Origin of the sequence: Microbacterium sp. NPDC090014, from assembly GCF_044748285.1 — a bacterium.
GTDB lineage: Bacteria > Actinomycetota > Actinomycetes > Actinomycetales > Microbacteriaceae > Microbacterium.
The window spans coordinates 649,909-662,131 of sequence record NZ_JBIVFS010000002.1 but is presented as its reverse complement, the minus strand read 5'-3'; the positions used below and the strand labels follow the sequence as shown (position 1 = coordinate 662,131).

11 protein-coding genes are annotated in these 12,223 nt (G+C 69.5%); 2 read left to right on the top strand and 9 right to left on the bottom strand.

From position 1 onward, the window contains the following. Positions 1–107 precede the first annotated feature (107 nt). Positions 108–1,535 carry an NtaA/DmoA family FMN-dependent monooxygenase gene (locus tag ACIPV5_RS16680; RefSeq protein WP_400341977.1) on the bottom strand — a complete coding sequence of 476 codons (1,428 nt, stop codon included), beginning with the start codon at positions 1,533–1,535 and terminating at the stop codon, positions 108–110. 340 nt (positions 1,536–1,875) lie between these two features. Between ACIPV5_RS16680 and ACIPV5_RS16675 the strand changes: the two genes are divergently transcribed. Next, entirely contained in the window at positions 1,876–2,871 is a 996-nt protein-coding gene (locus ACIPV5_RS16675; RefSeq protein WP_400341975.1) for a Gfo/Idh/MocA family protein, read from the top strand. Beyond that, a complete protein-coding gene (locus ACIPV5_RS16670; RefSeq protein ID WP_053097157.1) occupies positions 2,864–3,874 on the top strand; it encodes an NYN domain-containing protein in 1,011 nt (336 codons plus the stop codon). The genes ACIPV5_RS16675 and ACIPV5_RS16670 overlap by 8 nt, the downstream gene beginning before the upstream one ends. 21 nt (positions 3,875–3,895) lie before the next feature. Here the strand turns inward: ACIPV5_RS16670 and ACIPV5_RS16665 are convergent, their stop codons facing one another. The 8 genes from ACIPV5_RS16665 to ACIPV5_RS16630 all read right to left on the bottom strand — a co-directional run bounded on the left by ACIPV5_RS16665 (position 3,896) and on the right by ACIPV5_RS16630 (position 12,124). Then, positions 3,896–4,189, bottom strand: coding sequence for a Dabb family protein (locus tag ACIPV5_RS16665; protein WP_053097158.1), 294 nt, complete (start codon positions 4,187–4,189; stop codon positions 3,896–3,898). Continuing rightward, positions 4,186–5,211, bottom strand: a complete 1,026-nt coding sequence (locus tag ACIPV5_RS16660; RefSeq protein ID WP_400341973.1) for a sugar phosphate isomerase/epimerase family protein — start codon at positions 5,209–5,211, stop codon at positions 4,186–4,188. Before ACIPV5_RS16660 ends, ACIPV5_RS16665 begins: the two co-directional genes overlap by 4 nt. A gap of 27 nt (positions 5,212–5,238) precedes the next feature. Next, a complete protein-coding gene (locus ACIPV5_RS16655; RefSeq protein ID WP_400341971.1) occupies positions 5,239–6,090 on the bottom strand; it encodes a sugar phosphate isomerase/epimerase family protein in 852 nt (283 codons plus the stop codon). An 83-nt stretch (positions 6,091–6,173) separates the two neighbouring features. After that, complete coding sequence (locus ACIPV5_RS16650) at positions 6,174–7,370, bottom strand: substrate-binding domain-containing protein (RefSeq protein ID WP_400341970.1); 1,197 nt, start codon at positions 7,368–7,370, stop codon at positions 6,174–6,176. 14 nt (positions 7,371–7,384) lie between these two features. After that, positions 7,385–8,434: an ABC transporter permease gene (locus ACIPV5_RS16645; protein ID WP_053097169.1), complete on the bottom strand. Its 1,050-nt coding sequence runs from the start codon at positions 8,432–8,434 to the stop codon at positions 7,385–7,387. After that, positions 8,431–9,513: an ABC transporter permease gene (locus ACIPV5_RS16640; RefSeq protein ID WP_400341968.1), complete on the bottom strand. Its 1,083-nt coding sequence runs from the start codon at positions 9,511–9,513 to the stop codon at positions 8,431–8,433. The genes ACIPV5_RS16645 and ACIPV5_RS16640 overlap by 4 nt, the downstream gene beginning before the upstream one ends. After that, positions 9,510–11,018, bottom strand: a complete 1,509-nt coding sequence (locus ACIPV5_RS16635) for a sugar ABC transporter ATP-binding protein (protein WP_400341966.1) — start codon at positions 11,016–11,018, stop codon at positions 9,510–9,512. The genes ACIPV5_RS16640 and ACIPV5_RS16635 overlap by 4 nt, the downstream gene beginning before the upstream one ends. Then, entirely contained in the window at positions 11,015–12,124 is a 1,110-nt protein-coding gene (locus ACIPV5_RS16630; RefSeq protein WP_053097173.1) for a Gfo/Idh/MocA family protein, read from the bottom strand. Before ACIPV5_RS16630 ends, ACIPV5_RS16635 begins: the two co-directional genes overlap by 4 nt. Positions 12,125–12,223: the final 99 nt, after the last annotated feature.

The window sequence follows — 12,223 nt, the reverse complement described above, 5'->3', positions numbered from 1 at the left end:
GACTCTCACGGTCGTGACGCGAATGGGGCTGTCATGTGCGGACCCGGCCTGTCACGAGACGTCATGACGGGTCACCAGACGCAATCCGACGTAATGGATGACGCGGTTCAGCGGACGAGAAGCGATGATGCGGCACGCTGCTCGCCCCCGCCGACACCGACTCCCCCGCCGACGCCGAGACGGTCCCGCAGCGGGGTGGGCGCTCCGTCGCTGCGACCGAGCAGGCCCCGTCGACGCAGTTCGGGCGCGGCGAGGCGGGTGAAGGCCTCGAACTGTGCGGGCTGGAACGCGGAGAGCACGTTGAACCCGTCGGCTGCACCCTGGTCGCGCCAGGTCTCGAAGTGGTCCGCGATCGTCGCGGCGTCGCCGACCACGAATGCGGCAGGCACGGCATGGGCCGCGACGAGGTGGCGCCAGGTCAGCGCCGTCTCGCCGTCATCCCCGACGCGGAGTCCGGCGATGAGTCGCAGGCGCTCGATCAGCGCCTGCCCTGCCTCCCCGAGGCGCCCGGCCTGATCGCGGGTCACGACCTCGTCGAAGCCGGCGGAACGCAGCGGTTCGTCGGCGCCGACGCCCAGGGCGTCGGCCAGCGCGACGACCGATCTGTTCGCGGGGAATGCCGTGCGGGACGACTGATGCCCCTCGTCGAGCGGGACGAGCGCGAGCAGCCGTTCGACGATGCGGTGAGCGTCGGCATCCGTCGGTGCGACCACAGGAAGCACGGGCGCGATCACCGCCAGCCCCTCGGGCGCGCGGCCTGATCGGAGCGCGATGTCGCGCAGCTGCCGCCGGGTGGCGATCGCATCGGCGATGTTCGGGGCGGCGATGAGCGCGAGGTCGGCCTCGGTCGCGGCGAGCGCGCGCGACCGCGGCGAAGTGCCCGCGTGCACGAGAGGGATCCGCCCCTGCGGGGGGCGGGCGACGTTCAGCGGTCCGGAGACGCGCACGTGCTCGCCCCGGAGGTCCGCACCCCGGAGCCCGTCCGGGTCGATGAGCACGCCGCGTGCGGCATCCGCGATCCAGGCGTCCTCGCTCCACGAGTCCCACAGACGGCGCAGGGCGACGACGAACTCCTCCGCGCGGTCGTATCGGCTCTCGTTGTCGGCGTGCGCATCGCGACCGTGGTTGCCCGCGGCTCGTGGCTCGGCTCCGGTGACGAGGTTGACGCCGGCGCGACCGCCTGTCAGCAAGTCGAGGGATGCGAGCGAGCGCGCCGTCGCATACGGATCGGCGTAGGTCGTGTTCACCGTCGCGATGAGGCCGATGCGAGAGGTGACCCCGGCGAGGTACAGCACGGCGCTCACCGGATCGATCCGCGCGAGCAGGTACGGGTCGCGGAATTCGAGGTCCGGCCCGGTGGCCAGCCAATCGCCGAAGAACAGGTAGTCGAGCCCCGCGTCCTCTCCCTCTCGCGCGATGCGACGGAGGATCTCGGCATCGGCCGAGGGGTCGCGATGCGCGCCCGGCTGACGCCAGCCGGAGGGATACGCGCCGAGAGTGCGCACCATGGCGCCGATGATGAGGGGTTCGGTCATGCACCCGAAAGTATGAGCGGGCTCGGGAGCCGGCCAATCGGCGGAGAAGCGCAGCGAAACGGAGCGCAACACGGCGACACATCCTCCCCGAGTGTGGGTGCCCGATCGGAGGATGGGACCATGACCTCGACCTCCTCCCCCGCGCTCTGAGCACCGCAGTGCTGACCGCATGACCGAGTTCGCCACGATCCGCCTGTCGGCCGGGCTGGAGGATCCGAGCGATCTGATCGCCGACCTCGACCGCGCGCTCGCGCTCGTCTGAACGGCATCCGTTCCGGCCGCCCCCGGATGCCCTGGTCTGAACACCCCGTGCTCAGCCTCCACCCCCTACGCTGAGATGATGACTGGTCTTCGTTGGGGAATCCTCGCGACCGGCGGCATCGCCGGCGCATTCGCATCCGATCTGCGCACCGCAGGGCTCGATCTCGTGGCGGTCGGCTCGCGCTCGCAGGAATCGGCCGACGCCTTCGCCGCCCGCTTCGACATCCGGCGCGCGCATCCCTCGTACGAGGCGCTCGTCGCCGACCCCGAGGTCGACATCATCTACGTCTCGACCCCGCACCCGATGCATCACGAGAACGCCCGCCTCGCGCTCGAAGCCGGCAAGCACGTGCTGGTCGAGAAGGCGTTCACCCTCAACCGCTCGGAGGCGGAGGACCTGCAGCGTCTGGCCGCCGATCGGGGCCTGCTCGCGATGGAGGCGATGTGGACGCGCTACCTGCCGCACATGGTCCGCATCCGCGAGATCATCGCCGCCGGGACCCTCGGTGAGATCCGCGCCGTGAGCGCCGACCACACCCAGCTGCTCCCCTCCGACCCCGAGCACCGTCTCAACGCCCTCGAGCTCGGCGGCGGTGCCCTCCTCGACCTCGGGATCTACCCGATCTCCTTCGTGTGGGACATCCTCGGCGCCCCGACCGGCATCCACGCCGTCGGCCGCTTGATCGAGACCGGAGCGGATGCCGAGGTCGCCACCGTCATGACCCACGACGGCGGAGCGATCTCGACGACGCTCTCGTCGTCGCGTGCCGCGGGCCCCAACGCGGCGAGCATCATCGGCACGACGGCGCGCATCGACCTCGACCGCGTCTGGTACACCCCCACCACGTTCCGCGTCGTGCAGCCGGACGGCACGGTCGTCGAGGAGTACGTGTCCGAGGTCGACGGTCGCGGCATGCAGTACCAGGCCCTCGCGGCCGAGCGCCTCGTGGGCGACGGCGTGCTCGAGGGCGATATCCTGCCGATCGCCGAGAGCGTCGCGATCATGGGCACCCTCGACGAGATCCGCGCGCAGATCGGCGTGCGCTACCCGCGCGAAGGAGTGAACCATGGCTGAGGCCACCGACGCCCGCGTCGCCGTCTACCTGGACTTCGACAACATCGTCATCTCCTGGTACGACCGTGTGCACGGACGGAACGCCTACGGCAAGGACCGCCAGCGGATCACCGAGAACCCGACCGATCCGGAGGTCACGGAGCGGCTGTCCCGCGCCATGATCGAGGTCGGCGCGATCATCGACTACGCGGCCTCCTTCGGCACGCTCGTGCTCACCCGGGCGTACGCCGACTGGTCGTCGCCCGTGAACGCGGTCTACCGGTCGCAGCTCGTGGCCCGCGCCGTCGACCTCGTGCAGCTGTTCCCGGCCGCCGCCTACGCGAAGAACGGCGCGGACATCCGCCTCGCCGTCGACGCGGTCGAGGACATGTTCCGTCTGCCCGACCTCACGCACGTCGTGATCGTCGCCGGAGACAGCGACTACGTCCCGCTCGCACAGCGCTGCAAGCGTCTGGGTCGCTACGTCATCGGCGTCGGCGTCGCGGGATCCACCGCGAAGTCCCTCGCCGCCGCGTGCGACGAGTTCGAGGCGTACGACTCGCTTCCCGGCGTCGTGCGCCCGAGCAAGACCGCGCCCGCGCCCGTCGTCACCGTTCCCGAGGTCGCCGTCGAGCCTGTGGCCGAGCCGGCCGCCGAGCCCGCCGCGAAGGCCAAATCGCGACCGCCGACGAAGGCCGCCAAGGCGAAGGCCGCCGCAGCGGCGGCGACCGCTGCGGCACCGTCGTCGTCCGCGAAGCTCGACGAGCACGGCGAGGGCACCGAGCAGGGCGAGGCGACGGAGCTGCTGCATCGCGCGCTGCGCCTCGGGCACGACAAGGCCGATGCCGACGAGTGGCTGCACAGCTCGGCGGTGAAGACGCACATGCGTCGCATGGACCCGTCGTTCAGCGAGAAGGCCCTCGGCTACCGCTCGTTCTCGGACTTCCTCAAGTCGCGCGAGAGCATCGCGGAGCTCGAGGAGACCGGCCACGAGCGCCTGGTGAAGCTGCGCGACTCGGTCTGATCCGCGCCGCCGGTCACGTCGTCACTCCTCGAAGTCATACTCCTGGAACGCCGCGACCTCGGGCACCCAGCGTTCCGAGACGAACGCGGTGTGCGCGGGGTGCGCGTCGTAGGAGCGGTACGCATCGCGGTCGCGGAACACCATCGAGAACTGATGCTCGAGGTCGCTCTTCGGGCTCACCTGGCGACGGATCGTGAAGTCCTCGACACCGGGGATCGACGTGAGCACCGCTCTGCCCGTCGCGAGGAACTCGCGCTCCTCGGGGCTGCCCGCCTCGTGCACGAGGCGGAAGACGACGGTGTGCTGGATGGTCATGCGGGATCTCCGGTCTGCTGGCTGCTGAAGGCGGCGTCGAACGCGGCGGTGGGCGCGGGCCAGAGCAGCGACCGCACGTAGACGAGGGCCTCCGGCGCGCCGTGCAGGCGGTCCATTCCCGCGTCCTCCCATTCGATCGAGATGGGGCCGTCGTATCCGATCGCCTCGAGCGCGCGGAACGCGTCCTCCCAGGGCACGTCGCCGTGGCCGGTCGAGACGAAGTCCCACCCGCGTCGCGGGTCGCCCCACGGCAGATGCGATCCGAGCACGCCCGCACGCCCGTTGTGCGGTCGCATCCGGGTGTCCTTGCAGTCCACGTGGTAGATCCGGTCGGCGAAGTCGACGATGAACCCGACGGGATCGATGTTCTGCCACATCATGTGCGACGGGTCCCAGTTGAATCCGAACGCCCCACGGTGCTCGATCGCCTCCAGCGCCCGCACGGACGACCAGTAGTCGTAGGCGATCTCACCGGGGTGCACTTCGTGCGCGAACCGCACGCCCTCGCCGTCGAACACGTCGAGGATCGGGTTCCAGCGCGCGGCGAAGTCCTCGAACCCGCCTTCGATGACGGATGCCGGTACCGGCGGGAACATTGCCACATAGGGCCAGATCGATGAGCCGGTGAACCCGACGACGGTGTCGACGTCGAGCCTGCGCGCGACCCGCGCCGCCCGCTTCATGTCGTCCGCCGCGCGGGCGCGCACGCCCTCGGAGTCGCCGTCGCCCCACACGTAGTCGCGCAGGATCGCCTGGTGACGGAAGTCGATGGGGGCGTCGCACACCGCCTGGCCCGCGAGATGGTTCGAGATCGCGAAGATCTGCAGACCGTTCCGGTCGAGGATCTCGCGGCGCGAGGCGACGTAGGCGTCGTCCTCGTCGGCTCGCCGCAGGTCGAGATGGTCCCCGGATGCTGCGACCTCGAGGCCGTCGTATCCCCACTCGGCCGCCAGCCGGGCGACCTCCTCGAACGGCAGATCGGCCCACTGGCCGGTGAACAGGGTGACCGGGTGCGTGGTCATGGACACTCCTTCGTATCGCGTGACGGGTCAGGTGCCGAGCGCTCTCAGCGCCTGGATGCTGCGGGCGGCGAGCTCGTTCTGGCTCGCCGCGAGTGGTCGCCAGACGGATGCGGCGACGGCTATCGTCGCGTTCTCGCCCGTGAAGCTCTCCAGCCCGAGCGGCCCTCGATAGTCCGCATCGTCGAGGGCCCGGAGGATCTCCGGCCAGTCCGTGTGGTCGTCGCCCACGGCGCCCCGATCGCTGCCGCACACCTGCACGTGCGCGATCGCCGAGCCCGCCGCGCGGATGGCCTCCGCGGGCTTCTTCTCCTCGATGTTCAGGTGGTAGGTGTCGAGCGCGAGCCCGACGCCTGCGCCGAGCAGCGGTGCGAGCGCGTCGAGGCTCTGCTCGACCGTGTTGAGCACGCTCGTCTCGTAGCGGTTGAGCGGTTCGACGGCCAGGGTGATTCCGGCGGAGGCGGCCTCGGCCGCGACCGGCTCGAGGTTCGTGCGCAGCTCGCGCACCACTCGCGAACGGTCCTCGACGGACATCCGCCAGGTCGCCCCGGTGGGTGCGTAGAAGGGACCGGCGACCACCGCGGAGCCGAGCGTCGCGGCCGCCGCGATGCACGAGCGCAGGTAGTCCTGCGTGGCCCCGACGTCACCGGCCTGCGCGAGCAGCGAGCGCCGCGGGCCCATGGCCCCGACGACGATCGCGGCGAGGCCGAGGTCATCGAGCACGTCGCGGGCTCGTGCCGGATCCCAGTCCCCGACGCTCTCGAGCGGAAGCTCGAGCGCCTGATACCCCATCCCCGCCGCCTTCCGCGCGAGCGGCTCGAGAGTCGCGTCGGTCAGTGGAGACGTCCACACCCACGTGTTGACGGCGATCGTGCGAGGCATCCTGCTCCTTCGGGGATGACGCGAGTGCTCCCACCCTCCCATCCGCGAGGCGCAGAGGGGAAGGGTGGGAGCATCACCGGGGGTTACGGGATCTGGCGTTCCTGCCAGACGGTCGGGTAACCGGGAAGGTTCTCCCCGCCGAACTTCGCGTAGTGCCCGTCCGGCATTCCCTCATTGGCGGCGAGGTAGTCGTCGAGCTCTGCTTCGGTGATCGGCTTCTGCGGGAGCACCCACTCCTTCGGAACCTCTTCGCCGGCGAAGATCATCTGCGCGGCGAGCAGCGGCGTGCGCCACTGGAAGTTCGAGTACACCGGGGCGAGGCCCGTGAGACCCGTGTCCTTCCACTTGCGGAGGAAGCTCATCTCGTCCTCGCCGGTCATCACCGGGTAGTCGGCGCCGGCATCTTCGAAGGCTTCGATCGCGGCGACAGCGCCGTCACCGGCATCCATCCAGATTCCCTGCACGTCGCCCTTGGCGAGCTCGTCGCTGATGATGCTCTTGATCTCCGCGGGGTCGGCGCCCGTGAAGTAGTCCACGGCCTCGATCCCCGCCTCGTCGAAGAGCTTCTCCGCAGCGGCCCACCGGTGCTCGAGCACGTCGACTCCGGGGAGGATGCGCAGCGCCACGACCTTGTCGCCTTCTTCGAGGTTGTCGATGAGGAACTCGGCCGTGTCGATGCCCCACGCGAATCCGCCGATCGGGTGGATGAATGTGACCGGGCAGTCGGTGTCGACGCCGCGGTCGAACACGATCACCGGCTTGCCGGTCTCGCATGCGCGCTCGACGGCCGGCGTCATCGCCGCGGTGCTGTTGGGCGAGATGAGGAAGACGTCGCAGCCGCCCTCGGAGATGAAGTAGTCGATGTCGGCGATCTGCGTGTCATCCGAGTCCTGCGCGTCGCGGGTCTCCATCTCGCTGATCGCACCGGCCTCCTGCAGCGACTTGAGCTGCTCGTTCATCGTGATCCAGCCCGTCTGCCGCCACGGGTTCGAGATCGAGGCGTTCGCGAAGCAGGCCTTCTTGGGCCCCTCGCTGGCGAACTCCGACGTGTCGACCATCTCGGCGTTGATGTGCTGGAGATACGGCTCGGTCGCCGGCCCCTGGGGCTCGACACCCCGCTCCTCCATCTGCTTGTCGAACAGCTCCTGGTCGAACCATTCGGTGGTCTCGGCCGACTCCTCCGGGTTCTCCGACTCCGCCGGCGCCACGGACGGGTCTGTCGTACACCCGGCGAGCGCGATGAGGCCGAAGAGAGCCACCCCTGCGGTGGCGATCTTCATCGATCGTCGCATTGCTAATCTCCTCTGGTTTCTGTGTGGATGGTGCTGGTTGTTACGGGTTCTGAGGTCTCTGTGCGCGGAACGTCCGGAGACGGCTGCGGGCCTCGCCGGCGCCGTGCCCGGAAGGCGACCGCGGAGTACGCCACTGCGGCGATGATGATCACGCCCTGCACGGCGTCTCGCAGCGTCGAAGGAACCCCCGCGATGTTCAGCAGCATGAAGAGGGCCTCGAGCGCGAAGGCTCCCGCCGCCGCCGCGACGATCCATCCCCGGCCTCCGCCGAGCACGACCCCGCCGAGGACGACGGCGGTGATGGCGACGAACTCGTAGCCGCGGCCGACCGAGGGATGCACCCCGGCGTACCCCACGAGCAGCACGGCGGAGAGCGTGGCCGAGAGCGACGAGATCACGAACGCCCGTGTCGTCACCCAGGCGCTGCGCGCGCCGGCGAAGTCGACCGCGGTCGAGTTGTCGCCGACCGCGATGAGGAGCTTGCCGAGCGGGCGCTTGGTGATCCAGATGCCCAGCGCGAGCCACCCGATCAGGATGAACACCGCCCAGGGGATGAACTCGAGCACCGGCACGTCACGGATGCCGCCACGACCGATCTCGCGGAAGCTGTCAGCCGGGTTGCCCGTGGCCGCTCCCCCGGTCCACCACATGACGCCGCCGAGAAGGGCGAGCATCATGCCCAGCGTGACGATGAAGGAGGGCACCTTGAGCAGCGTGGTGATGACACCGTTCACGAGTCCGACGACCACCCCGAAGACGATCATGAGCAGCAGCACGGGCACGGTGCGGGAGTCGTCCTGCCCGACGAGGTTGCCGGCGACGATCACCTGCGCGGTGATCAGCGAGCCCTGCGACAGGTCGAACTCGCCCGCGATGATGACGAAGTACTGGCCGATCGCGACGATGGCGATCGGTGCGACGCGCTGGATGAACCTCATGAACTGCCCCGGCTCCGCGAAGCTCGGGTTGAGGATCATGACGGCGACGAGCAGGATCACCAGCAGCAGGAACACCGCGCCCCGAGGGCTCACGAGTGTGCGCAGAGTGTTCACGACCGGCCTCCTTCCGCCACGGTGCTCGTATCGGCGAGTTCGGATGCTGCGGCCGCCATCTCGGACTCGGCCGCCTTGGCGGCGTCGTCTCCCCCGGTTCTCGTGCCGCCGACGCCGAAGCGCGGACGGCGACTGACGATCGACCGACGACTGTAGACGGCCACCGCGGCGACGATCACCACGCCGCGGACGACGTCCTTCAGGAACGGGTTGACCTGCATGACGCTCATCACGTTGTCGACGACCGCGAGGATCGCGACGCCGCCGATGGCACCCCAGATCGAACCGCGTCCGCCGAGCAGCAGGGTGCCTCCGAGCACGACGGCCGCGATCGACAGCAGCGCGTAGCCGCCCTGCTGGCCGACCGTGGGACTGCCGACGCCGAGACGGCTGGCGAGCAGCAGGCCGGCGAGGCCCGCGAAGACGGAGCACAGCACGTGCGCGGCGATCAGCGGCGGGCGGGTGCGCACACCCGACAGGCGCGCGATCTCGGGGTCGCCGCCGACCGCATACAGGTGGGCGCCGGTGCGCGTGCGGTTCAGCAGCAGCCAGACGACGACGGCGAGCGCGATCATGATGATCGTCGACACCGGCACGGGCCCGACTCCGGTGGCGCCGATGAGCTGGAACTCCCACGGCACGCTGCCCGCCGAGCCCTCGAAGTTGGTGTTCAGGATCCCCTGCAGGATCAGCCCCACGCCGAGCGTCGCGATGAACCCGTTGACCTTCAGCACGGTGACGATGAGTCCGTTGACCAGACCGATCCCGGCGCAGACGAGCAGAGTGATCGAGACCGCGGCCGGGATGTTCCCGGGGTTGCCGTTCATGATCGTCGCCGCCAGAAGGCTCGACAGACTCACGACGTAGGTCACCGACAGGTCGAGCGACGCGCCCAGCACCACGAGGGTCTGCCCGATCGCGACGAGCCCGAGGACGCTCATGCCGGTGAGGATGTCGCGGATGTTGCCGGGGCTGAAGAAGTTGCGACCGACGGTGCCGACGAGGATGGCGCCGACGATGAGCGTCAGGATGAGGATCCCGAGCACGATGACGGTCGAGTCGATCCGAAGTCTCTTCATCGTGCACCCCCGTCGACCGTCGCGCCCGTGGCTGCGCCGAGGATCTCGTGCTCCGCGGAACCCGCCGGCAGCTCGGCGACCAGCTCGCCGTCGTGCATCACGAGAATCCGATCACTCATGCCGATCACCTCCGGCAGCTCGCTCGACACCATCAGCACCGCCTTGCCCTGTGCCGCGAGGTCGCGCATGAGCTGGTACACCGCGTACTTCGCACCGACGTCGATGCCTCGGGTCGGCTCGTCGAAGAGCACGATCTGCGGCTGTGTGAGCAGCCACTTGGCGAGCACGACCTTCTGCTGGTTGCCGCCCGAGAGGAAGCGCACCTCCTGGTCGAGACCGCGGGAGCTGATCTCCAGCGAGCTGAGCACCCCGGGCACCTCTCGACGGGACGAGGCGGTGCGAGCGGTGAAGACGCTGCGGATCACGAGCAGGGTGTTGTCGAGCACCGACTGCCCGAGCGCCAGTCCCTGGGCCTTGCGATCCTCCGAGACGAGGGCGAGTCCCGCGCGCACCGCCGCCCTGGCGCTCGTGATGCGCGTGGATGAGCCGTCGACCCGCATCGAGCCCCGCACGAACGGGTCGATGCCGAAGATCCCCTCGACCAGTTCGGTGCGTCCGGACCCCTGGAGCCCGGCGATCCCGACGATCTCCCCGGCGCGGAGGGTGAGCGAGACGCCGTCGACGAAGGCGTTGCCGCAGCCGTCGAGCTCGAGCCGCGGCTCGCCGACGACGGTGCCGGCCACGGCATCCGGGTAGTACGACTGGATGGATCGGCCGACCATTCGGCGCACGAGTTCGTCGGTCGTCAGGGCGCTCGTCTCATCGGTCGAGACCAGAGCGCCGTCTTTGAGGATCGTGATGCGGTCGCACAGGTCGAAGATCTCCTTGAGCCGGTGCGAGACGTAGATCACCGCCACCCCGCGAGACGTGAGCCGGCGGATGATCGCGTACAGCAGCTCGACCTCGCGGTCGCTCAGCGCGGCGGTGGGCTCGTCCATCGAGATGACCTGCGCCTCGAACGACAGCGCCTTGACGATCTCGACGATCTGCTGCTCGGCGACGGTCAGCGAACCGACCCGGGCCTGCGGGTCGATGAACGAGACGCCGAGGTCGGCGAGGAGGTCGCCGGTGCGACGGATCATCGCCTTCTGATCGACGAAGCCGCCGCGTCGGGGCTCACGTCCGAGATACACGTTCTGCGCGACCGTGCGCTCGGGCAGCAGCGTGAACTCCTGGAAGACGGTCACGATGCCGTCGTCCATCGCCTGCCGCGGGTGTGCGTGCCGCACCTCCGCGCCGCGGTAGCGCACCACGCCGTCGTCGGCGGGCTGCACCCCGGCGATGATCTTCATGAGCGTGGACTTGCCCGCGCCGTTCTCGCCGACGAGTCCGTGCACCTCCCCGGGACGCACATCGAAGTCGATGCCCTTCAGCACCTCCACTCCGAAGAACGACTTGCGGATGCCCGAGACCTCGAGCACCGGCTCTGTGATCGTCGCGGTCATGCCGCCACCTCCGTCCATCGTCCGTCCGCGGCCGCCGAGGCGAGGACCGCCTCGGTGAGCACCGCCGAGCGGACACCGTCCTCGAACGTGGGCAGCCCGTCGGGGGTCGCGCCGCCGATCGCCGCATACACGTCGGCGATGAAGCCGTTGAACGCGTCCTGATAGCCCATGGCATGCCCCGAGGGCACCCGCTGCAGACGAGCCGAGTCGGGCGATGCGGTGGAGGGGTCCCGCAGCAGCAGCCGGGACTCCTCTCTCATGCCGATCCACAGCTCCTCCGGGCGCTCCTGCTCGAAGCGCAGGGTCTGCCTGGTCCCGTGGAGTTCGAGAGTCAGGGCGTTCTTGCGTCCGGCGGCCATCTGCGAGACGAGCAGGGTGCCGAGGGCACCGGACTCGGTCTCGACGAGGATCGCGACGATGTCCTCCGTGTCGACCGCCCGTCCGGCTCGCTCGGCGAACACCCGGCGGGTGCGGGCGCTCAGCGACCGGATCCGCTGGCCCGTCACGAACTCGATGAGGTCGCAGAGGTGCGAGCCGATGTCGGCGAACGCCCGGGATGCCCCGCCGGATGCCGACCGCACCCGCCAGTCATCGTCCGTGGAGAGGAGCATCCAGTCCTGCAGATACGAGCAGTCGAGGGTGAGGAGCTCCCCGATGCCGCCCAGAGCGACGCGGGCCCGCGCCTCCCGCACCATCGGGTGGTAGCGGTAGACGAAGGGAACCGCGGTGACGCGGCCGAGAGATCCGGCGACCCGTGCGAGTTCACGGGCGTCCGCCGCGTTCGTGGCGAGGGGCTTCTCGCAGATGACATGCTTGCCGGCTTCGAGTGCGCGCAGCGCAAGGCCGGCGTGGGTGGCGTTGGGGGTGCAGATGTGGACGACGTCGATGTCATCGGCCGCGAGGAGAGCGGCGGCATCGGCCTCAGCACGCACGGCGCCGAGTTCGTCCGCGGCCTGACGCCCGCCCGCGAGGGAGCCGGTGGCGACGGCGCGGAACTCGCCTCCCGCGTCCCTGGCCGCGGTGCGATGCACGCGAGCCATGAATCCCCCGCCGAGGATGCCGACTCGGATCGTCCCGAGACCGGTGTCTGTGACATCCGTTGTCATGGCGGTGAGTCTGACACGGCTCCTCGACTTTTGCTAGGTGTTCGTCAAAAGTTCTTCGTAACGAATCGGAAGTCGACCGAGCGGTGGCGCAAGTCTGTG

Bases quoted from the DNA above. Each gene is read 5' to 3' on its own strand.
- ACIPV5_RS16680 (WP_400341977.1), bottom strand. From the start codon at position 1,535: ATGACCGAACCCCTCATCATCGGCGCCATGGTGCGCACTCTCGGCGCG.
- ACIPV5_RS16675 (WP_400341975.1), top strand. From the start codon at position 1,876: ATGACTGGTCTTCGTTGGGGAATCCTCGCGACCGGCGGCATCGCCGGC.
- ACIPV5_RS16670 (WP_053097157.1), top strand. From the start codon at position 2,864: ATGGCTGAGGCCACCGACGCCCGCGTCGCCGTCTACCTGGACTTCGAC.
- ACIPV5_RS16665 (WP_053097158.1), bottom strand. From the start codon at position 4,189: ATGACCATCCAGCACACCGTCGTCTTCCGCCTCGTGCACGAGGCGGGC.
- ACIPV5_RS16660 (WP_400341973.1), bottom strand. From the start codon at position 5,211: ATGACCACGCACCCGGTCACCCTGTTCACCGGCCAGTGGGCCGATCTG.
- ACIPV5_RS16655 (WP_400341971.1), bottom strand. From the start codon at position 6,090: ATGCCTCGCACGATCGCCGTCAACACGTGGGTGTGGACGTCTCCACTG.
- ACIPV5_RS16650 (WP_400341970.1), bottom strand. From the start codon at position 7,370: ATGAAGATCGCCACCGCAGGGGTGGCTCTCTTCGGCCTCATCGCGCTC.
- ACIPV5_RS16640 (WP_400341968.1), bottom strand. From the start codon at position 9,513: ATGAAGAGACTTCGGATCGACTCGACCGTCATCGTGCTCGGGATCCTC.
- ACIPV5_RS16635 (WP_400341966.1), bottom strand. From the start codon at position 11,018: ATGACCGCGACGATCACAGAGCCGGTGCTCGAGGTCTCGGGCATCCGC.
- ACIPV5_RS16630 (WP_053097173.1), bottom strand. From the start codon at position 12,124: ATGACAACGGATGTCACAGACACCGGTCTCGGGACGATCCGAGTCGGC.